This is a genomic window from Pseudomonas sp. M30-35 (assembly GCF_002163625.1).
Lineage (GTDB): Bacteria > Pseudomonadota > Gammaproteobacteria > Pseudomonadales > Pseudomonadaceae > Aquipseudomonas.
In genome coordinates, this window is sequence record NZ_CP020892.1 from 4,302,655 (window position 1) to 4,323,905 (window position 21,251).

At 54.7% G+C, this 21,251-nt stretch carries 16 protein-coding genes; 2 read left to right on the forward strand and 14 right to left on the reverse strand.

Annotation, left to right across the window (positions count from 1 at the left end; translation table 11 throughout):
• Positions 1-8: 8 nt before the first annotated feature.
• From B9K09_RS19800 to glnE, 13 genes are all read right to left on the reverse strand, one after another.
• Positions 9-878 carry a glycosyltransferase gene (locus B9K09_RS19800; RefSeq protein ID WP_087518414.1) on the reverse strand — a complete coding sequence of 290 codons (870 nt, stop codon included), beginning with the start codon at positions 876-878 and terminating at the stop codon, positions 9-11.
• Positions 871-2,016, reverse strand: a complete 1,146-nt coding sequence (locus B9K09_RS19805) for a glycosyltransferase family 4 protein (protein ID WP_087518415.1) — start codon at positions 2,014-2,016, stop codon at positions 871-873. The genes B9K09_RS19800 and B9K09_RS19805 overlap by 8 nt, the downstream gene beginning before the upstream one ends.
• Positions 2,016-2,927, reverse strand: a complete 912-nt coding sequence (locus B9K09_RS19810) for a glycosyltransferase family 2 protein (protein ID WP_087519193.1) — start codon at positions 2,925-2,927, stop codon at positions 2,016-2,018. Before B9K09_RS19810 ends, B9K09_RS19805 begins: the two co-directional genes overlap by 1 nt.
• Complete coding sequence (locus tag B9K09_RS19815) at positions 2,920-4,674, reverse strand: carbamoyltransferase (RefSeq protein WP_087518416.1); 1,755 nt, start codon at positions 4,672-4,674, stop codon at positions 2,920-2,922. The genes B9K09_RS19810 and B9K09_RS19815 overlap by 8 nt, the downstream gene beginning before the upstream one ends.
• Positions 4,675-4,771: 97 nt before the next feature.
• Positions 4,772-6,220, reverse strand: a complete 1,449-nt coding sequence (locus tag B9K09_RS19820; protein ID WP_087518417.1) for a lipopolysaccharide kinase InaA family protein — start codon at positions 6,218-6,220, stop codon at positions 4,772-4,774.
• Positions 6,217-6,963 (reverse strand): lipopolysaccharide kinase InaA family protein, encoded by a 747-nt coding sequence (locus B9K09_RS19825; protein WP_087518418.1) that lies wholly within the window; start codon positions 6,961-6,963, stop codon positions 6,217-6,219. The genes B9K09_RS19820 and B9K09_RS19825 overlap by 4 nt, the downstream gene beginning before the upstream one ends.
• Positions 6,960-7,694, reverse strand: coding sequence for a lipopolysaccharide kinase InaA family protein (locus B9K09_RS19830; protein WP_087518419.1), 735 nt, complete (start codon positions 7,692-7,694; stop codon positions 6,960-6,962). The genes B9K09_RS19825 and B9K09_RS19830 overlap by 4 nt, the downstream gene beginning before the upstream one ends.
• The gene (rfaP, locus tag B9K09_RS19835) at positions 7,694-8,515 is read right to left on the reverse strand and encodes a lipopolysaccharide core heptose(I) kinase RfaP (RefSeq protein ID WP_087518420.1); all 822 of its coding nucleotides are present in this window, start codon (positions 8,513-8,515) and stop codon (positions 7,694-7,696) included. Before rfaP ends, B9K09_RS19830 begins: the two co-directional genes overlap by 1 nt.
• On the reverse strand, positions 8,506-9,633 hold the full coding sequence (locus B9K09_RS19840) for a glycosyltransferase family 4 protein (protein WP_087518421.1): 1,128 nt from the start codon (positions 9,631-9,633) through the stop codon (positions 8,506-8,508). Before B9K09_RS19840 ends, rfaP begins: the two co-directional genes overlap by 10 nt.
• Positions 9,633-10,634, reverse strand: a complete 1,002-nt coding sequence (gene waaC / locus B9K09_RS19845; RefSeq protein WP_087518422.1) for a lipopolysaccharide heptosyltransferase I — start codon at positions 10,632-10,634, stop codon at positions 9,633-9,635. The genes B9K09_RS19840 and waaC overlap by 1 nt, the downstream gene beginning before the upstream one ends.
• Positions 10,634-11,668 carry a lipopolysaccharide heptosyltransferase II gene (gene waaF / locus B9K09_RS19850; RefSeq protein WP_087518423.1) on the reverse strand — a complete coding sequence of 345 codons (1,035 nt, stop codon included), beginning with the start codon at positions 11,666-11,668 and terminating at the stop codon, positions 10,634-10,636. Before waaF ends, waaC begins: the two co-directional genes overlap by 1 nt.
• A 101-nt stretch (positions 11,669-11,769) precedes the next feature.
• Positions 11,770-12,693 carry a branched-chain amino acid transaminase gene (locus B9K09_RS19855; protein ID WP_087518424.1) on the reverse strand — a complete coding sequence of 308 codons (924 nt, stop codon included), beginning with the start codon at positions 12,691-12,693 and terminating at the stop codon, positions 11,770-11,772.
• Positions 12,694-12,763: 70 nt separating this feature from the next.
• Positions 12,764-15,631 carry a bifunctional [glutamate--ammonia ligase]-adenylyl-L-tyrosine phosphorylase/[glutamate--ammonia-ligase] adenylyltransferase gene (gene glnE / locus B9K09_RS19860; RefSeq protein WP_371917471.1) on the reverse strand — a complete coding sequence of 956 codons (2,868 nt, stop codon included), beginning with the start codon at positions 15,629-15,631 and terminating at the stop codon, positions 12,764-12,766.
• 346 nt (positions 15,632-15,977) lie between these two features.
• Here glnE and aceE point away from each other — a divergent pair, with 346 nt between their 5' ends.
• Both aceE and aceF read left to right on the forward strand, forming a co-directional pair.
• Complete coding sequence (gene aceE, locus B9K09_RS19865) at positions 15,978-18,623, forward strand: pyruvate dehydrogenase (acetyl-transferring), homodimeric type (protein WP_087518426.1); 2,646 nt, start codon at positions 15,978-15,980, stop codon at positions 18,621-18,623.
• Between the two features lie 11 nt (positions 18,624-18,634).
• Complete coding sequence (aceF, locus tag B9K09_RS19870; RefSeq protein ID WP_087518427.1) at positions 18,635-20,575, forward strand: dihydrolipoyllysine-residue acetyltransferase; 1,941 nt, start codon at positions 18,635-18,637, stop codon at positions 20,573-20,575.
• A gap of 78 nt (positions 20,576-20,653) precedes the next feature.
• Here aceF and B9K09_RS19875 read toward each other — a convergent pair whose 3' ends face one another.
• Positions 20,654-21,184: a hypothetical protein gene (locus tag B9K09_RS19875; RefSeq protein WP_087518428.1), complete on the reverse strand. Its 531-nt coding sequence runs from the start codon at positions 21,182-21,184 to the stop codon at positions 20,654-20,656.
• Between the last annotated feature and the right edge of the window lie 67 nt (positions 21,185-21,251).

Consider the following 21,251-nt stretch of genomic DNA (forward strand, 5'->3'; position numbering starts at 1 on the left):
GCACGATCTCAGGCAGGGATTAGATAACGGCCAAACGCTCGCAGCGTCTTGCTGTTCCAGGCACGTATTGGCAAACGCTTGAAAAGCTCGCGGGCCAGTTTTTTATCTGTACGGGCGCACCTGACTAGCATCGAGTTAATAAAGCGATTACACACGTCAGGGTAACGTGGGTGATCGCTAAAGCATGCGTAAGTGGCGAGTACGTTATCGATCATGAACCGTAGGTTTTTATAGGTATTGGTGTCATGCATCCGGTATTGGGCCAACACCTCCTGCAGCACATCGATGTAGTAGCCCGCCTGGGTTATTCTCAGTTCGATATAAAGATCTTCAAGGCGAATTGCCGGGTCAAAACCGCCGACCTTTTCCAGCGCTTCACGCCGAAATAGCAAGGTGGGTGCGGGCGCAATCGGCTCGGTCTTGAGAAATACAGCGTCAAAATCCATGCGTCTTGCAGCACGAATGCGTTGCCTTTCCCTCACCCGCCCCTGGCTGTCAATTCTTTCAATATTGCCTGCACAAATGCCCGCTTCGGGTGCCGTTGCCATGTGCGCGACTTGAAGCGCAATGCGCTCGGGGAACATGATGTCATCAGAACCAAAAGGCGCGATAAGACTGCCCTTAGATAAAGCAATGGCCTGATTCAAGGTACTCGAGAGTCCTTGATTCTGCTGAGCCTTGAAGTAAAACCCATGCTTTTGTTGCAAAGCAGTTATGCGCTCAACGCTGTCATCGCTTGAGCCATCATCAATGACCATCAGCTCAATATTTGGGTAAGTCTGAGCCAGAACGCTGTTGATGCTCTCTTCGATGTACTGTGCATGGTTATACGAGGCGATAATCACCGTAACCAAAGGCGTTTCAAGCAACTTATCCATGGGGGAGTGCCTCAGTAATGCTTATCTGTTCGATCAAATCCCGGTAGTTTTGCTGGAAGTCAGCGATAGAGTGAGACCGACACACGTAGGCATAGGCGTCACTCCCTTTGGCCCGCAACTCTTCTGCAGACAGGGACAATACCTTCTGCATCTGCTCAGCCAACGCGGGGACATCCCTGACCGGGAACACATAGCCCTGGCTTTCTTCAAGAATAGGCTTGAGGCTGTCGATATCAGAGCCGATTACCGCCAAGTGCCCAGCCATCGCCTCAAGCATCGCCAGAGGCAAGCCTTCGGACAGCGATGGCATAACAAATACATCAAAAGCTTTTACGTACTGCTGTGCATCATTGCGATCGCCCAATAGATGCACGCGCCCTTGCAACTCCAGCCGCACGATGCCTTGTTCCAGCTCGGCCCTCGAGCGGCCTTCACCAATAATCGCCAGTTGCACATTAGGGTGGCGATCCTTGATCAAGGCAAAGGCTTCAAGCAGGTCGATATGACCCTTAACCGGAACCAAACGACCGATAGCACCAAAGATAAAAGGCTCCGGCGCAAGCGCTAATGCTTCACGCGCCTGCTGACGTGACAACTGCAAGCTTTCAGCGCGCTGAATATCAATCGCATTATCAATTCTCAGGGTATTGGCCGGTGTAAAGCCACCACCGCAATTGAGCAGGTATTCATAAACGGCGCGAGAAACCCCCACGATCCGCCAATTACCGGTCAATAGCCTGCGCGTTTCCCAGCGACGGTACGAACGATCAAAATCGCCAACGCCATGCTGAACACCTATACACAGCGGAATATTCAACCAGCGGTTGAGTAGCATCAAAAGATTGATAGGCTTAAACCGATGGGCAATAACCACATCGAATGATTCGGCACGGCAGAACGCATACAAACGGAGCAAGGCCTTGAGACGTAGCCCTTTAAGCTGCGACTGACTTAAGTCAAAGTAGACCGAGCGAGATGCAACGCTTTGCGGCTCCCCCTCGCTTGGCGCACTCGACAAGAAAGCGTTGACCACTTCCACCCGCTCTGCGGGGAGGCCTTGAATGATCTGCTCAGCCAAGCCAGAAATACCTATGTTGTAGCTGCCCTGCAATTGTAAAACCTTGAGTCTGCGCGACATTAACGCCCTCTCAGCAAGAGCTTCAGTGCCTTGCGGGTATATGACCAATTTGTTATTAGACGCCAGTCTGCTTGTAACGCTTTACGGTAGAAAACCAAGCTGGCTTGCCGCTCACCTGCACTGTAGAAAGTGCGGAACAACGAGGCGCAGCGCTGGGCGGTGAAACTACGCTTCAAGTCCTGCAACTCTGCGGGCATCCGGGCGGGGGCAAACACTTCGTCAACCAAAGTCAGTCCGGTTTCATAAGCGAACTTCAAGTTATGCCTCAAGCTGGTCGGATGTTTATAAATCAACGCCAGAGGCTGATCTAATGCCGTGCAAGGAAAGCGCGCCAACACCTGAGCAAATACCGGGATATCCTCAGCACTACGAAATGACTCGGGGTAATTGCCGGGCGCGAAGACCTCGCGGTGCATTGCACAAGCGCCATTACTGACTGCAATGGTTTTCTTTATCAAATAGCCAGACACGCGCTCACGCGCAGTACGGGGAATGACTGGTGCCTGGCGCAGTCGATGCTTGCCATCGACAGTCACAGACCAGAATCCGCCAATAACCATGCGCGTCGCAGGATTGCTCTGAATATGCTCGGTTAAGGCAGCCAATGCTCCAGACGCCATTTCATCATCAGCATCCAGAAAAACCAGGTACCGGCCTTTGGCTTCCTTGATCCCAAGGTTACGCACCGTAGCCAAGCCACCATTGGCCTTGCTAATAATCCGGAAGCATCCTTGGTGTTGAGCCTGTAACCGTTCGAGCACCTGCAAGGTCTGATCAGTAGAACCATCATCTATCACCAACAAGTCGGCGACAGCTTCGCCAAGCTGAGCCACCACCGACTCAACTGCCCGCGATATTTTTTCCGCGTAGTTATAGGCGGGGATGATCACACTGATCAGGGGTTCAGACATCGTCGAACCAATCCACGCCATCTTTAACCACCAAGATATCCTCCATGATCAGGTACTGCAGATCTGAGCCATAGAACATATTGAGCGCATCCGTTGGCGAGCAGATCATCGCTTCACCACGGCGATTTAACGAGGTGTTCAACGAAACGCCATTGCCGGTGAGGTTTTCAAGCTCTTTCATCATGTCGTAGTAACGCGGATTGTACTCACGCTTAAGCACTTGCGCGCGCGAAGTACCGTCTTCGTGAACCACTTCGGAAACTCGGGTTTTCCACTCTTCATTGACTTCAAAGGTGAAGGTCATAAAAGGTGACGGATGATCGACCTTGAGCATTTGCGAGCCCACGGTATCAAGCATTGACGGGCAGAATGGGCGCCAGCGCTCACGAAACTTAATCTGCTCGTTAATCCGGTTAGCCACACCCGGAATGCTTGGGCAACCAACAATGGAACGACCACCCAAGGCGCGCGGACCGAACTCCATACGGCCTTGGAACCAGGCGACCGGATTGCCATCGACCATGATTTTGGCGATGCGCTGAGGCATGTTGTCGATTTGCTTGAATACCGGCTTGCTCGGGTGACGCGCACACGCTGCAATCACATCTTCGTTGGAGAATGACGGGCCGAGGTAAACATGCTCCATCTTCTCGACCGGCACACCGCGCTGAGTCGACACATATGCCGCAGCTCCCACCGCGGTGCCTGCGTCTCCGGCCGCGGGCTGGACGAACAGCTCTTTGACTTCTGGACGGGCGATGATTTTCTGGTTGAGCTTTACATTCAAGGCGCTGCCGCCCGCATAGGCGATCTTGCCGGTCTCCTTGATGATATCGCCCAGATAGTAATCCATCATTTGCAGCGCTAGCTTCTCAAACAGTGCTTGAATGCTGGCGGCGTAGTGGATGTAAGGATCATCGGCGATATCGCCTTCACGCTTTGGACCGAGCCAGTCGATCAGCTTTTGCGAAAAGTAGAAGCCTTTGCCGTTTTCTTTATAGCGACGCAAACCGATAACGTTGGCGTACTCAGTATTGATCACCAACTCGCCGTTCTCGAATGAGGCCAGGCGCGACAGATCATACTTGGACGCATCGCCATAAGGTGCCATGCCCATGACTTTGAACTCGCCGTCGAGCATTTCGAAACCGAGAAACTCGGTCATCGCCCCGTAAAGGCCGCCAAGCGAGTCTGGATCATAGAACTCTTTGATCTTGTGGATCTTGCCGTTCTCACCGTAGCCAAAGAAGGTCGTAGCGTATTCGCCCTTACCATCGATGCCAAGGATCGCGGTTTTTTCCTTGAAGCCGGAACAGTGATACGCACTGGAGGCATGCGCCAAATGGTGCTCAACAGCTTCAATTTTGACCTTCTTCAAGTCAAACCCAAGCTGTTCCAGACACCATTTGATTTTGTTGCGGTAGCGCTTGTAGCGACGGTTGCCGGTCAGGATTGCATCCAAGGCACGGTCAGGCGCATACCAGTAACGCTTGGCATAGTGCCAACGGGCCTTGTCAAAAATGCTGATCGGCGCAAATGGTATTGCCACAACATCGACATCAGACGGCTTGATCCCTGCCTGTTCAAGGCAGAACTTTGCCGATTCATAGGGCATGCGATTTTTTGCATGCTTGTCTCGCACAAAGCGCTCTTCCTCAGCCGCTGCGATCAACTTACCGTCGATATACAGTGCAGCAGATGGGTCATGGCTCAGTGCGCCAGATAATCCAAGAATCGTCAGTGCCACAGGGTAAACCTCTTGAAATCTGCCGCACTATTGAAAGTGCAGCACTTATTTATTTACATAGCCTAACTGGCTACTTACACCCAGCGGGCCTCAGCTTTTAGCCTTCGGCAGACTCACCGGCTTTAGGTAAACGTTGATCAAGTAGCTGGTACAAACCACTACTTGCGGGCCAATTACGCAAAAAACGCGCCCGATCTCGTGCAAATGCCGGTGCAAAACTACGCTCAGAGGCATGCTGCTGCATGGCATCAAGATCAATCAATGCCCAGCGATTACCTTGCCACAGCAGGTTACTACCCTTGAGATCACCATGACTGATGCGCTCACGCTTGAGCGCAGCAAACAACCCATCCAACGCTTCCAGTTCAACGTCCGCCGGCGTGCCAGCAGACTCAACGTAGGGCTTAAAGCGGCAGATTATATCCTCACCGGCAACATGTTCGGTAATCAGATATGCTCGGCGTCGTAACCAAAAGCTGCGCATTTCAAGCATGGCGAGTGGTTGCGGGGTTGCGATACCTAAAAAGCTCAGGCGATTGCCCTCGCACCAACTGTGCCAAGCACGGCTCGGCCGCCAAAAACGCTTTAGCCAATGCATGAAGCTTTTGATGTTATAGCGTTTAACCACCAATTTGCGCTCGCCAAGCTGCACTTCGGCGACCGTTGATGAGCCACCAAGCTTGAGCGCTTTGCCGGCCACTATAGCCGCATCCGCGCGGGCCAACAGCGGCTCAAGCTGAGCCTGCTCATCACGCCTGAAGATACGTAAGGCTGATGCGCTACGCTGCACACTGAACAGGCTGCAGTCGCGACCTACCTTTTTCAAATAATCACTCAAGCGCCAGCGACGAACCTTGTTGATCTGCTTTTGCAGCGCCTCAAGTGGCAAAGCATGCTCGGCATTAACCAGCAGATAGTTAACCAACAGCTCTTCAAGATGAGCATCGACACTCGCCGGTAACTGGGCAAAGAACACACCCAGATTAGCCAGCACCTGATCGCGGCTGAGTGGTTGCCCAGACGACTCAACACAGACGCCACCGCCATCAACCAAATACAACTGGCCCGCATGGCGCATCAGGTTATCGAGGTGTAAGTCTTCTTGCCACAGGCCCTGGCTGTGCATCTGAGCAATCACAGCCAGCGCTTCGCCAAGCAGACTCCGCTGAGCATCACTGAGCGGGCCTTGTGACTCGCTATCGCGCCATACATCACTGAGACTTTGCGCGCCCTCAAGGTATTCAAACAGCAACCAACCGCCTTGCCCCGGACGACTGTCATGCTGCAAAAGTTTCGGCGTCAACAAACCATGAGTCGCCAGTAACTGAGCGCCCTCAACTTCGCGCTTAAAGTGTCGTTCAGCGTTGTTACCGACCAAGATTTTTGCGAGCACAGCGTGCTCATTCCACAGCGCCTTGCCAACATAACGCTGGCCCGGAAGCACCCGCAGTAAGGTTTGTAACTGCAGCTGCGCCTGGCCGATATCCTCAAGCACTATAGGCAGATCCGGGGTGCGCCCGGCACGCTGAAGCTGAGCCAGCATCATGCGCTCACCACCTTGGTTTTGCGGCGCTTGGTTAGCCGTTCCAGCCAATGTTGCAAGTCCGCACTGGAACCCAAATAGGCACTCAAGAACCGTTGGATGTCGGCGTCACGCCAAACGTGAGCACGGCGCAAGAGTGGCTCGAGATCTTTGACTCGGTCACGCTCGCCCAGCAGCGCGGGACGGGTTTTCTCCAGATCAATCAGTTTCGCCATAAATGCGTCACCGCGCGCCTGCAGAAAAACATGCTTCGGATAAAAGCAACCATGCACCTGACCGCTTGCGTGTACTTGTCGGGCCAGCAGGGCACAGGCATCGATAACCGCATTGCGCTGCTGAGGCGGCATCATATGCCAGTCTTGCAACACTTGGTCGAGGTCTTGCCAGTCATCCAGTGCACGCGTTAACAACAGCGCACGCTGCTCTCCGTCTACTTTGCGCTGGGCATAGAAAACCGCCTGCAATGCAGGGATGCCCAAATCGGCATAACGCTGAATATTGCGAAACTCACGAGAAAAGGTCGGCTCGCCCAACGGGTGCGTTAAGGTATGAGTCAGGTAGTTGCTTTGGCGCTTGAGATAAAAGCCTTCACCGTCAAGATCCAGTCGAAACACAGTGCTCCAACCACCTCGCTCGGTATTGGGCTCATCCACCGCCTCAAGCTTGAGCGCCCACAGCGCATCAAAGCTATCCAGGCCATGCCTTGCGAGGAGTTGCCGCTCCTTGCTGGCGATAAAATCTTTCACTCTCGCCCCTCGAAGAATTTAAGGATTTGACGAATATTTTTCTTGTCGCGCTTATCCAACTGCTGATGCCCGGCATACTGCATATAAAAGCGTAACCGCTGGGTGCGCGACAGTGTGTATTTGGCGACTTTATCAAGACACGCCAAATCTTTAATAATCCGGTATTGAAGAAACACACCAAACCAGAAACTACCGGTTGGGCAGTCGATGAAATACACCCGCCCCTCGACATCCACCAGCAAGTTTCGCCACTTTAAATCGTTGTGGGTGAAATTATTGTCGTGCAAACGGCGGGTGCCCTGCGCAATTTGCGCACTCACCTTACGCACCCAATCAGCCTGAGAAAGACGCTCGTCAGCCTTATTGACCAGTGCTGCCAAGTCCTGCGTCTGAGCTAATTCCTCGGTAATCAAAGCGCCACGAACAAAGGCGCCGTTCTTACGTTCAAGGCCGGCGGCGACAATATTCGATGTCGGTACGCCCCATTTGGCGAAGCGTTTCAGGTTACGGTACTCGGTACGCAACCGAGTCCGGCTGATGTAGCGGCGAAACCCCTTACCGGCACTGCGATAACGTTTGATGTAATAACCGGTTCCTGCACGCTCAACACGAATCACCTCGGAGATGGGATCTTTAGTGATTGTTTCGCCTTGCAAACTAAACACAGCATCCAAGCTGCCAAAGTCATCACTTCTTGCCTTGTAACGGTCTTCGAGTTTCCAGTCGAGCATTACAGAGCGCCCCCGTAACGCACTTTTCGCGAATAGAGTTTTGCTACCTGACGCGTCATCTGCGCCAATAAAGGCTGTTCTTCAGCAAGGATCTGACGCAACGGCCTTGGCTGCCCCGCCGCCTTGAAGTAGGCACACAGAAAACGGTATTTATCGCGCTCAGTCAGGCAGATTTCCAATGCGGAGTAGTACAGCGCACTGAGGTCTTTATCGCGCCAACGGCGCGGCACCACAGGGCGAATTTGCGCACGGTGCAGGTCGATCACCGAGAGATTGAAGTCATCAGCCGTAACCGGTTTATCGGTGTGCAGCAAAAAATGGCAAATGTAGCAGTCGCGGTGATTGACCCCGGCGTGATGCATCTGCCCAACCATTTGCGCAACACGCTCAATCAAGGCGCGCTTGAGCCGTGGCTCTGGCGCTTGCGTTGGCCAGTCGACAGCGTAATCTTCAAGGCTGATGGTCGGCGCTAGCTCATCGGTGATGATGAACGAGTGCTGCTGCGCCGGGTTACTGCCGCGCTCACCAAAGGCCACGCAGGTCATGGTGTCAATTCCCACCGCTTGCAAACGCTCGATGGCATCATGTTCTTGCCGGGCGCCAAGCACAGGCAGCTTGGCCACCAGTAGATTTTTAATGATTTCACCCCAGCCAATGCCACGATGAATTTTCACAAAATATCCACGCCCCGCCACGACTGTACGCAGGGTGCGGCGACCATCTAATTCGCGATAAACCTCACCTTGCAGCTGCTCGACCTCAACAAAGGGGTCTTTGCCAGCCCACAGGGTTTTAAACGGTTCGCTCAACATTACTCGCATGGGCGCTCCGCCAATATCACATCGGCCGCATGTTGCGGCATGCTGTATAAATCTGCCTGATCGGCGTATGCCAATCCATTTCGTTGCCAGTCAGCACGTTGCTGGCCATCGGCCAACATCTCGGCCAGCAGGGTATTCAAGCGTGCCTGTTGAAACGGACTAGGCACTACCCGGCCCGCATCCGCATCACTTATGTAGTGGGCATAACCACAAACATCGGTCACCAGCACCGGCAACCCGGCCACGAGCGCTTCGAGTAACACCGTCCCGGTGTTTTCGTTATAGGCCGGGTGAATCAATAAATCTGCGCCCAGTAAAAAGCGCGGAATGTCGCTTCGACCTTTGAGGATTTGTACGTGCTCAGACAAACCCAAGGTCTTGACCTGCATCAGGAACGATGACGGATCATCCTGGCCGATGGCGATCAAGCGCGTGCGCTTCTTCAACTCACGCGGCAAGGCAGCCAGTGCTTTCAAGCTGCGATCCAGCCCTTTGGTCTTGAAACCCGAGCCGATTTGCACCAGTAACAAGTCATCATCAGTCAGCTTGAACTCGCGGCGAAACTCGGCACGCACCTGCGCGGCGTTAGCCGGCGCACGGCGATCCAGCGATATACCCGGCGGCAACAAGTGAAAACGCTCCAGCGGGGTCTGGTAATGCTTGATGAACAGCGGTTGCTGGACTTCAGAAATCATCAGCACTTGAGTTTTTGATTCTGGCGCAAACACTGCACGCTCGTAATCAGCGAAATGCTTGTAGCGCCCCCACTTGCGGTAAATCGAGTTGCGCAGATTTTGCGCCTTGTCTTCAAAGCATCCGTCAGCGGCGTAGTAAACATCGAGCCCCGGCATTTTGTTGAACCCAACAACGCGGTCAACCGGGTGCTTCTCCAGATCTGCCTTGATCCAGGTCGTGAGCTTCTCGTTGCGCCGATGATTGAACAGCGCCTTGACCGGCACCACGATTACATCAAAGCCTTCGGGCACATCACCCTCCCAGATCGGGGTGTACACGCGAATGCTGTGGCCGCGCTGCTGGCATTCGAGGGCGATGCGCATAAAGTCACGCTGCAAACCGCCAAATGGGAAGTATTTGTAGAGGATAAAAGCTAAACGCATTACACCGCCTCCTGAGTCGAAAGTAAGGTGTTCAGCTCAGCAGCAACCTGACTTGCGGGTAAGTTTTCAAAGCATGGCTTGTGTCGATCGCCCAGCCCCGCGTTCGGGCCTGATGCGCACAGATGCACTTGCGAGCGACCGTAAGCACCCACCCGCCCCGGTAACGTCGGGCCATATAAAGAAATGCTCGGTACATCCAAAGCTGCCGCCAAATGGCCAAGACCGGTATCAACGGCAACACAAGCTTGAGCACCTGCGATAACTTTAGCCACCGCCACCAGATTTAACCTGGGTAACACCTGCGCGTCGGGCAAACCGCTGACGATTCGTTCAGCACGGGCTTTCTCATCCGCATTGCCCCACGGTAAACGCACCGCCCAACCTTGCAGGCTCATTAACTCTGCCAGCTCGCGCCAATTGGCTTCCGGCCAGTGTTTGCTCGGCCAAGTAGTACCATGCAAAAACAACAAATAGGGCGTGCCTTGCTCGCCAGCCATAGCCACACGATCAAGTCCGTAATCGCCCATCCCACCCGGCAATGAATAACCCAAGGCTTGGGCGAACAATTGCCGCACTCGCTCCAGGGCGTGTTGATCACGGGGCACGCTATAGCGCCGGTCATAAAAGCGGCTGGCAATCGGCTCACGCGCCGAATCACGGTCAAGGCCGGCGATTGGCGCATCAACATAACGCGTCAGCAAGGCACTTTTGAGCAGGCCTTGCGCATCAATAACCAGATCATAAGAGGTTTCTCGCAGGCGCGCCTTGAAACGGCTCCACTCGCCATTTTTCAAGGTTTGCAGCAGGTTTTTCCGCCAGCGCCGGATCGCCACTGGAATCACTTGGGCCACGGCGGGGTGCCATGTCGGAATCTCGGCAAAACCTTCCTCAACCACCCAGTCGAACTGGATGCCGGGAATCGCGCGTGCAGCATCAGTCAGCGCCGGCAATGTATGAATTACATCGCCCAGCGATGAGGTTTTGATTAGCAGAACCCGCACTATTCGACCTCGACCGGATCAGCCACCAAACGATCCAACGCTTCAATGACCGGACGGGGCTTGAGTTGACGCAGGCAATTGTAATGACCAAAGCGACAGGTGCGATCAAAACACGGGCTGCACTCAATCCCCAGGCGGACAATTTCAACCTGTTCAGCCAGCGGTGGAGTGAATTGCGGCGAGGTTGAGCCATACACCGACACCAGAGGGCGATCCAGCGCTGCGGCGACGTGCATCAAGCCGGAGTCATTGGAAACCACTGCGCCAGCGCACGAAAGCAAATCAATCGCCTGAGCCAAGCTGGTATCACCCGACAGGTTGCTGACTTCTTCACGCAAGCCGGGAATCAAGCGGTCGCGGATATCCTCACCCACTGCGTGATCATTCTTCGAGCCAAACAGCCAGACTTGCCAGCCCTCGCGAATCTTCAACTCAGCGACCTTGGCGTAATACTCACTCGGCCAACGCTTGGCCTCACCAAATTCAGCGCCCGGACACAACGCCAGCACCGGCCGGTCCAGGCTCAGGCCGAACGCTGCCAACGCCGCATCACGGCTGACCGGGTCAATCTCCAGCAATGGCTTTGGATAAGGTTTAGGCAGCTCGACACCGGGCTCAAATGCCAGCGCCATAAAGCGCTCGATCATCAACGGATAGCGTTCTTTGTCCAGCGTGCGCACGTCATTGAGCAGGCCGTAGCGCATCTCGCCTTTCCAGCCCGTGCGCTTAGGGATACCTGCAAAAAACGGTACCAACGCTGACTTAAGCGAGTTGGGCAATAATATCGCCTGATCGTATTGGTCTTTGAGCGACTTGCCGATTTTACGCCGCGTAGCCAGCTGCAACACACCGTGCCCCAACGGGAAGCTCAGTGCGTTACGCACTTCCGGCATGCGCTCAAGAATCGGCCGACTCCAATCTGGCGCCAAGACGTCAATTTCGCAGTCGGGATGACGCACTTTCAGACACTGAAACAGCGTCTGAGCCATCACCATGTCACCCACCCAGCTAGGGCCTACGATCAGTATTTTCATGCTCATTCCAGAAACGACCAAGGAGGCAAACCGGCCGGAAAGCGTCGCGAACAACGCTCAACCGGCCTGAGTGCCTCCTTGTTTCAGGTTATACCCAGGCCTTACTTAACCAATGTGCGCCACTGCGCGTGTGCACTCGTTTGGCCGGTAACCAAGTCAAAATAAGCCTTCTGCAACACTTCGGTTACAGGGCCGCGACGACCTTCACCAATTTTACGGCCGTCGACCTCACGGATAGGTGTGACTTCAGCAGCTGTGCCGGTGAAGAACGCTTCGTCAGCGATATACACTTCATCGCGAGTGATGCGCTTCTCGATCACCTTGATACCGTGCTCTTCAGCCAAGGTCAGGATGGTGTCGCGCGTAATACCATTGAGGCAAGAGGTGACTTCCGGCGTATAAACCACGCCGTTTTTGACCAGGAAGATGTTCTCGCCAGAACCTTCAGCAACATAACCTTCTGGATCAAGCAGCATCGCTTCATCAGCGCCGCCAGAGATCGCTTCTTGCAGCGCCAGCATCGAGTTGATGTAGTTACCGTTGGCTTTAGCGCGAGTCATCGAGATATTAACGTGATGACGGGTAAAGGAGCTGGTACGCACCTTGATACCTACTTGCAGGGCTTCATCACCCATGTACGCGCCCCAGTTCCAGGCCGCAACTATCACTTGGGTTTTCAGGCCGTGGGCACGCAGCCCCATGGCTTCTGATCCGTAAAACACCATTGGCCGGATGTACGCGCTCTCAAGGTTGTTTTCACGCACCGCGGCGCGCGTGGCTTCGTTGATCTGTTCTTTGCTGAACGGAATCGTCATGCCCATGATGTGAGCCGAATCAAACAGGCGGTCGGTGTGCGCTTCCAAACGGAAGATCGCCGTGCCTTCTGGGGTGTTGTAAGCACGAACACCCTCAAAAACGCCCATACCGTAATGCAGCGTGTGGGTCAGCACATGCGTGGTCGCATTGCGCCACGGAACCAGTTCGCCGTCATACCAAATCACGCCATCACGGTCGGCCATCGACATAATTACCAGTCCTCAAGTTCGATTCAAACACACCAGCCAGAGCGCTTCGCGCCACACAGCCGAGCTAAATTCAGGTTAAACCCAGCACTTGCCAGATTCGCAAGACGCTGCGTCTTTGTTCATGAAACTGATCGCCACTGACCACGCCCGGCTGCTTCTGTAGCGCCTGGCGATGAGCGGCTGAACGGTAAGCCTTGTAGACATCCTGCAAGAGCAGAACATCATCTCCAGCCAGGACACCGACCTGCTCCAACCCCTCTAATATGCGGATATTGTCGGTAAATTCAAGGAGTTCAGGGTGTTCATGCGACCAAGCCAGAGCCGCGTATTGCACCATAAATTCAATATCGACGATACCTCCAGCATCCTGTTTGAGGTCAAACACGGATTCCGCACTGAATGCACTTTCAGCCGTTCCAGCGGCGGTTTTACGGGTTCCAAGATTATCGCGCATCTTTGCCCGCATCTCGCTGACTTCCGCGCGCAACTTGTCTAGATCGCGCTTACGCCCCAAAACAGACGCCCTAACCCGCTCAAACTCAGAGGCTACCAGCTTGCAGCCAACCAGCATGCGGGCTCGCACCAACGCTTGATGCTCCCACGTCCAGGCTTCATTTTCTTGATAGCGCTCAAAGGCGCCAAGTGAGCTGACCAACAAGCCTGATGCGCCAGATGGACGCAGACGCATATCCACCTCGTACAACTGGCCGGAGTTAGTCTGCGTGGTCAGCAGATGAATGATGCGCTGACCCAGACGCGTGAAAAATTGCGCGGTATCGATTGATTTTGGTCCATCAGTTTCCGCCTGCGGATCACCGTCATGGATGAACACCAGATCCAGATCCGATGCATGCCCCATCTCAATCCCGCCGACCTTGCCATAACCGACAATAATGAAACCCGGGTCGCAGTCGCCGCCGCCCACACGCTTCGGCGTGCCGTATTTGGCACAGGTATGGCGCCAAGCCAAGGCCAGCACCTGATCAAGAATCGCCTCAGCCAACCAGGTTAAATAGTCGCTGACCTTCATCAGCGGCAAGGTTCCGGTGATTTCAGAGGCGGCAACCCGTAAGCGGTGCGCCAACTTGAAGTGGCGCAAGGCTTCCATTTGCTGTTCAAGATCATCTTCTGGAATCCGCGCCAGTCGCTCACGCAACTCAGCCGCAAGCTCCGGCGCCAACGGCGGGTTAAACAAACGACCCTCGTTTAGCAGTTCATCGAGCAGCAGCGGGAAGCGCGTGATCTGTTCGGCAATCCAAGGGCTACCTGCGCACAAGTTCAACAACCGCTCAAGCGCACCCGGATTTTCAGTGAGCAGCACTAAGTAGGCAGACCGCCGCGCAACCGCTTCAATCAGCGGCAATACCCGCTCCATGACCAAGTCAGGATCTTCGTGTTCGACTGCTTGCGCCAATAACCGCGGAATAAACGCATCCAGCCGCTCACGACCGAGGCGCTGCATGGCACGAACTCGATTACCGGTGCGCAAATCAACTAAACGGCGCCACGCAGCTTGCGCATCACTGAAGCCTGCTTCAGCTAATTGCCGACACGCTGATTCTTCGTCCTGCACGTCATCCCACAGCGGCATCCACTCACAACCGACCACTTCATCAGAGTCAGCAGCGCTTTCATCTTCATCAGGATCGGCAATTACCTGGCGGAAATGCCAGTCGACCCGCCCACGCCAATACATCAGCTTTTGGTGAAACGCATCCCAGTCGTCAAAACCGAGCATCAACGCCACCCGCTCTTTGTCCAACGGGTTATCCGGCAGCATTTGCGTTTGCCGGTCATCAATCGCCTGCAACGCGTGCTCGGTGTAGCGCAAAAACTCGTAACCTTGGCGCAGCTCATCCGTGACCGCAGCAGGCAGATAACCTTGCCCTTCGAGCGTTGAAAGCACTTTCAACAGCGACCGCTGCTGCAGGCTCAAATCTCGCCCGCCGTGAATAAGCTGAAACGCCTGCGCGATAAACTCGACTTCGCGGATACCGCCAGAGCCCAACTTGATGTTCGCTGCCATGCTCTTGCGGCGCACTTCCTGCTGGATTAACTGCTTCATATTGCGCAGCGCTTCGATCGCCGAGAAATCCAGATAACGCCGATAGACAAACGGGCGCAGCATTTCCAGCAACTCAGCGCCCTTGGCCTGATCGCCGCCGACCACCCGCGCCTTGATCATTGCGTAGCGTTCCCAGTCACGCCCCTGATCCTGGTAATACTGCTCCAGCGCATTGAAGCTGAACACCAGCGAACCCGATGAGCCATACGGACGCAGACGCATATCGGTGCGAAACACAAAACCATCGACCGTGATCACATCCAGCGCCTTGATCAAACGCTGACCCAAGCGGATGAAGAATTCCTGATTATCCAGCGGCCGTTTTACACCTTCGGTTTCGCCGCCTTCGGGATAACCAAAGATCAGATCGATGTCTGAAGACAAATTGAGCTCATGGGCACCGAGCTTGCCCATCCCCAGAATGACCATGTGCTGCGCTTCACCCGTGCGCCGCCCGATGGGCGTACCGAACTGTTCGCAGTGGCGCGGATACAACCACTGATACGCGAGGTCGATACTAGAATCCGCCAGCTCAGAAAGGTCGCCGCAGGTCTCACGCAAATCCGCCAAACGGTTGATATCGCGCCAAATGATGCGCACCTGCTGGCGATTACGAAACCGTCGCAGAGCGCTCGCCATGCCATCTTCGTCAATGCACTGAGCCAGCTCAGCAGCTAACTGCCCGCGCATTTCCCCGGCCGCCAGCGCTCGCTCCAACTCATCACTTGCGGCCAGATCAAGCAACATTTGCGGATCACGCAAGGCTTGCTGCAAGACAAAGTCACTGCACGCACAAACACGAAGCAAGGCTTCATGGCGCTCGCCTGACCATCCGTCGAACTGGCTACGAGCCGCTACAGACAGATCGCTCATAGCACCACACAGTGATTGCTTTGCACTGCTAGCCTGGGCTTGCAAGTTGGCGGGTAAAGCGACCAGCATGGGCAGGCTCATGGTCTATCCTTTTGGAGGGCTGCAATTGTGTAAAAAAGACCAAACCCTTGATTTAGAGGGGTTTACACAAGCTGCAACTAACTAAATTGTAGTTTTGCTACTAAAGATTGTATCCAAAGTGCTGAAATCGACGTCCAAATGTAGTAAAACTACACGGCGCCGGTCCTACCTCCGGTACATCCAAGAATTTTAAATGGCCAGTTTACAAAACCGGCTGTGAATCCTGGCCTCCGATTCTGGAAGCCTTTCCGCCCTGGAGCAAGCCATGCAAGACCTCGATCCCGTCGAAACCCAGGAATGGCTGGACGCACTTGAGTCTGTACTCGACAAAGAAGGCGAAGACCGCGCTCACTACCTGATGACTCGCTTAGGCGAACTGGCCACCCGCAGCGGTGCCCAACTGCCTTACGCGATCACCACACCATACCGCAATACTATCCCGGTAACCCACGAAGCACGCATGCCTGGCGACCTGTTCATGGAACGCCGCATTCGCTCGTTGGTGCGCTGGAACGCAATGGCGATGGTGATGCGCACCAACCTGACCGACCCTGACTTGGGCGGCCACATTTCCAGCTTCGCTTCCAGCGCGACGCTGTATGACATCGGCTTCAACTACTTCTTCCAAGCGCCGACTGAAGAGCACGGCGGCGATCTGATTTACTTCCAGGGCCATGTTGCACCCGGCATTTATGCACGCGCATTCATGGAAGGTCGAATCAGCGAAGAACAGATGATTAACTTCCGTCAGGAAGTTGATGGAAAGGGCCTTTCCTCTTACCCGCACCCATGGTTGATGCCTGATTTCTGGCAGTTCCCGACTGTATCGATGGGCCTAGGCCCGATTCAGGCGATCTACCAAGCGCGTTTCATGAAGTACCTCGAAGATCGCGGCTTTATCCCAGCAGGTAAGCAAAAAGTTTGGTGTTTCCTGGGTGACGGCGAATGTGACGAGCCAGAATCGCTCGGCGCCATTTCCCTGGCTGGCCGCGAAAAACTCGACAACCTGATCTTTGTCATCAACTGCAACCTACAGCGCCTCGATGGCCCGGTTCGCGGTAACGGCAAAATCATTCAGGAACTCGAAGGCGTATTCCGTGGCGCCCAATGGAATGTGAACAAAGTCGTTTGGGGCCGTTTCTGGGACCCACTGCTTGCCAAGGATACCGACGGCATTCTGCAGCGCCGTATGGATGAAGTGATCGACGGTGAATACCAGAACTACAAGGCCAAAGATGGCGCCTTCGTTCGCGAACACTTCTTCAACTCGCCTGAACTCAAGGCGATGGTCGCTGACCTGTCCGACGACGAGATCTGGAAACTCAATCGTGGCGGCCACGATCCATACAAGGTGTATGCCGCGTACCACGATGCAGTCAACCACAAAGGTCAGCCGACCGTGGTTCTGGCCAAAACCATCAAAGGTTATGGCACCGGTGCTGGCGAAGCGAAAAACACGGCACACAACACCAAGAAAGTTGATGTTGATAGCCTGAAGAAATTCCGTGATCGCTTTGACATCCCAGTCAATGACGATCAGCTCGAGAACCTGCCGTTCTTCAAACCAGAACAAGGCAGCGCTGAAGCCAAGTATCTGCATAAACGTCGCGAAGCACTGGGCGGTTTCGTACCGCAGCGTCGCACCAACAGCTTCAACATCCCAACGCCACCACTGGACACGCTGAAAGCGATCCTAGATGGCTCGGGCGACCGTGAAATCTCGACCACCATGGCTTTCGTGCGGATTCTCGCGCAGATGGTCAAGGACAAAGAGCTCGGCCAGCGCATCGTTCCGATCATCCCGGACGAAGCCCGTACCTTCGGTATGGAAGGCATGTTCCGTCAGCTCGGCATCTACTCATCAGTAGGCCAACTGTACGAGCCAGTCGATAAAGACCAGGTGATGTTCTACCGCGAAGACAAGAAAGGTCAGATCCTCGAGGAAGGCATCAACGAAGCCGGTGCGATGTCCTCGTTCATCGCCGCGGGCACCAGCTACAGCTGCCACAACCAGCCAATGCTGCCGTTCTACATCTTCTACTCGATGTTTGGCTTCCAACGTATTGGCGACTTGGCCTGGGCCGCAGGCGACAGCCGCACCCGTGGCTTCCTGATCGGCGGTACTGCCGGCCGTACAACACTGAACGGCGAAGGCTTGCAGCACGAAGACGGTCACAGCCACATCATGGCTTCAACCATCCCGAACTGCCGCACATTTGATCCAACCTACGGCTACGAGCTGGCAGTGATCATTCGTGAAGGCACGCGCCTGATGATGGAAGAGCAACAGAACATCTTCTATTACATCACCGTGATGAACGAAGCCTACCAACAGCCAGCCATGCCAGAGGGCGCCGAAGAAGGCATCATCAAAGGCATGTACCTGCTTGAGGAAGACAACAAGGAAGCTTCGCACCATGTGCAGCTTCTCGGTTCTGGCACCATCTTGCGTGAAGTTCGCGAAGCCGCGAAGATCCTGCGTGATGAATTCAACGTGGCCTCTGACGTGTGGAGCGTTACCAGCTTCAATGAACTGCGCCGCGAAGGTCTGGCTGTGGAGCGCCGTAACCGCCTGCACCCAGAACAGAAGCCAGAGCAGACTTTCGTTGAGAAGTGCCTGACTGGCCGTAAAGGCCCCGTCATCGCCAGTACCGACTACATGAAGCTGTTTGCTGACCAGATTCGCCAGTGGGTTCCAAGCAAAGAGTACAAAGTCCTGGGCACTGACGGCTTCGGTCGCAGTGACAGCCGCAAGAAGTTGCGTCACTTCTTCGAAGTTGACCGTCACTTCGTTGTGCTGGCCGCGCTTGAAGCCTTGGCTGATCGCGGTGATATCGAACCTAAAGTGGTGGCTGAAGCCATCGCCAAGTTCGGCATCAACCCAGAAAAACTCAACCCACTGGACTGCTAAGGAGCGAAACGATGAGTGAATTGATTCGCGTACCCGACATCGGCAGTGGTGAGGGTGAAGTAATTGAGTTGTTCGTTAAGGTCGGCGACACCATTGAAGCCGAACAAAGCCTGCTGACCCTTGAGTCTGACAAAGCCAGTATGGAGATCCCAGCGCCTAAAGCTGGGGTTGTCAAAAGCATCAAGGTCAAGCTGGGCGACACCTTGAAAGAAGGTGACGAGCTGTTAGAACTCGAAGTTGAAGGCGAAAGCGCAGCCGCCGAGCCTGAGAAAAAGGCTGAGCCTGCTGCGGCCCAGGCAGAGGCGCCGAAGGCTGAAGCCGCTGCTGCTCCTGCCGGGAAAGGTGCTTCAAGCATCGAGGAAGTGCGCGTCCCGGACACGGGCTCAGACACTAAAGGCAAGATCATTGAGATCTTCGTCAAGGTCGGCGACACCGTTGAAGTTGATCAATCCTTGATCACCCTCGAATCGGATAAAGCCAGCTTTGAAGTGCCTTCGTCAGCGGCTGGTGTGGTTGAAAGCCTTGAGGTCAAACTCGACGATGAAGCTGGCACCGGTGACCTGATTCTGAAGCTAAAAGTTGAGGGGGCTGCTCCTGCTACTAAACAGGAACCTGCTTCTGCCCCAGCTAAAGAAGAGCCCGCAGCGGCTGCAGCACCTGCCCCGGCCAAGGGTTCTTCGATTGAAGAAGTGCGCATTCCGGACACCGGCTCTGACGCCAAAGGCAAAGTCATTGAGCTGTTCGTCAAGGCAGGCGACACCATCGAAGTTGATCAGTCCCTGCTCACGCTTGAGTCGGACAAAGCCAGCTTTGAAGTGCCTTCGCCGTCTGCTGGCGTGGTTGAAAGCGTTGAAATCAAACTGGATGACGAAGCCGGTACCGGCGACCTGATCCTCAAGCTGAAAGTCGCTGGCAGTGCGCCTGCTGAAGCGGCGCCTTCCGCTGCCCCAGCCCCGGCGAAAGCAGAAGCCGCCAAGGCACCTGAAAAAGCTGCAGCTCCGGCTGCCGCAGCCAGCGCAGCACCTGCGAACGGCGACAAGGTTCACGCTGGCCCAGCTGTTCGTCAGTTGGCCCGCGAGTTCGGTGTTGAGCTTGGCGCCGTACCGGGTAGCGGCCCTAAAGGTCGAATTCTCAAGGAAGACGTGCAGGTTTACGTCAAATCCATGATGAACAAGGCCAAGCAAGCACCGGCAGCAGCTGGCGCAACGGGCGGCGCAGGTATTCCTCCAGTTCCGGCAATCGACTTCAGCAAGTTTGGTGAAATCGAAGAAGTGGCGATGACTCGCCTGATGCAGATTGGCGCCGCCAACTTGCACCGCAGTTGGCTGAACGTGCCTCACGTGACCCAGTTCGATTCTGCCGACATCACTGAGCTGGAAGCCTTCCGCGTTGCGCAGAAAGCTGTAGCCGAGAAAGCTGGGGTTAAATTGACCGTGCTGCCACTGCTGCTTAAAGCGTGCGCATTCATGCTCAAGGAAATGCCAGATTTCTGCAGCTCGCTCGCACCAAGCGGTAAAGCCTTCATCCGCAAGAAGTACGTGCACATTGGCTTCGCCGTGGACACCCCGGACGGCTTGCTCGTTCCGGTCATCCGCGACGTCGACAAGAAGAGCCTGCTGCAACTAGCGGCTGAAGCGGCTGAGCTGGCGGATAAAGCGCGCAACAAAAAGCTTTCTCCAGACGCCATGCAAGGCGCCTGCTTCACTATCTCCAGCCTCGGCCACATTGGCGGTACCGGCTTCACGCCGATCGTCAACGCACCTGAAGTTGCGATCCTTGGTGTTAGCAAGGCGACTATCCAGCCGGTTTGGGATGGCAAAGCGTTCCAGCCAAAACTGATGCTACCGCTGTCGCTGTCCTACGATCACCGCGTGATCAACGGCGCTGCTGCTGCACGCTTCACCAAGCGTTTAGGCGATGTACTGGGCGATATCCGCACCATGCTCCTGTAACGACTTAGCAATACGTTTCGAGCACGCCACGCTCGCATCCTCAACCCCGCCATTGGCGGGGTTTTTTTATCTTGCGGTCTAACCTTTCTGCACGTTACGAATCAGGTAACTCATGGCCTTGGCCAAATCAGCAGCACCATTGTTATCGCGCACAATAGTGATCATTTTGTTGCCCGTTACGGGGTTATTCAGGCTGCAGCTTATCCCGCTCGTCGGACAGTCGTAGCGAATAAAAGGGTCAACACCGAAAACGTCGATACGTTGGTTGCGTACGGCGATATCGCTACTGTTCTCGCCACGAGTCTCTTCACGCAACAACAACTCGCCCTGCGCGCCTAGAGCCACGCTGTATATAAGATCATTACGGTCTGCTTGACCGACCTGATACCCCGCGCGCAAGGCATAGGTCAGGAGTAGTTTATTGACATGCGCAAGCAGCGCTTTGCGCTCATCTTGAGTGTTGTATAGACGTTTAAGCTCATGCAGATAATTTGCTTGTTCGGTACTGCTCAAGCCTGCGGCAGGTTCGGCCGATACATTGGCTACAGGAACCAAGCCGCTGCCAATCAAAAAGGCAAAAATTAGTTTTCTTGTCAGTCGCATTTGCATAATGCACCCTTACTTGACGCTATAGTGAATTGGGCGGATTACCTCGCCCAACGCAGCATACTGGAAG

Bases quoted from the DNA above. Each gene is read 5' to 3' on its own strand.
- B9K09_RS19800 (WP_087518414.1), bottom strand. From the start codon at position 878: ATGGATAAGTTGCTTGAAACGCCTTTGGTTACGGTGATTATCGCCTCG.
- B9K09_RS19805 (WP_087518415.1), bottom strand. From the start codon at position 2,016: ATGTCGCGCAGACTCAAGGTTTTACAATTGCAGGGCAGCTACAACATA.
- B9K09_RS19810 (WP_087519193.1), bottom strand. From the start codon at position 2,927: ATGTCTGAACCCCTGATCAGTGTGATCATCCCCGCCTATAACTACGCG.
- B9K09_RS19820 (WP_087518417.1), bottom strand. From the start codon at position 6,220: ATGATGCTGGCTCAGCTTCAGCGTGCCGGGCGCACCCCGGATCTGCCT.
- B9K09_RS19830 (WP_087518419.1), bottom strand. From the start codon at position 7,694: ATGCTCGACTGGAAACTCGAAGACCGTTACAAGGCAAGAAGTGATGAC.
- rfaP (WP_087518420.1), bottom strand. From the start codon at position 8,515: ATGCGAGTAATGTTGAGCGAACCGTTTAAAACCCTGTGGGCTGGCAAA.
- B9K09_RS19840 (WP_087518421.1), bottom strand. From the start codon at position 9,633: ATGCGTTTAGCTTTTATCCTCTACAAATACTTCCCATTTGGCGGTTTG.
- waaF (WP_087518423.1), bottom strand. From the start codon at position 11,668: ATGAAAATACTGATCGTAGGCCCTAGCTGGGTGGGTGACATGGTGATG.
- B9K09_RS19855 (WP_087518424.1), bottom strand. From the start codon at position 12,693: ATGTCGATGGCCGACCGTGATGGCGTGATTTGGTATGACGGCGAACTG.
- glnE (WP_371917471.1), bottom strand. From the start codon at position 15,631: ATGAGCGATCTGTCTGTAGCGGCTCGTAGCCAGTTCGACGGATGGTCA.
- aceE (WP_087518426.1), top strand. From the start codon at position 15,978: ATGCAAGACCTCGATCCCGTCGAAACCCAGGAATGGCTGGACGCACTT.
- aceF (WP_087518427.1), top strand. From the start codon at position 18,635: ATGAGTGAATTGATTCGCGTACCCGACATCGGCAGTGGTGAGGGTGAA.
- B9K09_RS19875 (WP_087518428.1), bottom strand. From the start codon at position 21,184: ATGCAAATGCGACTGACAAGAAAACTAATTTTTGCCTTTTTGATTGGC.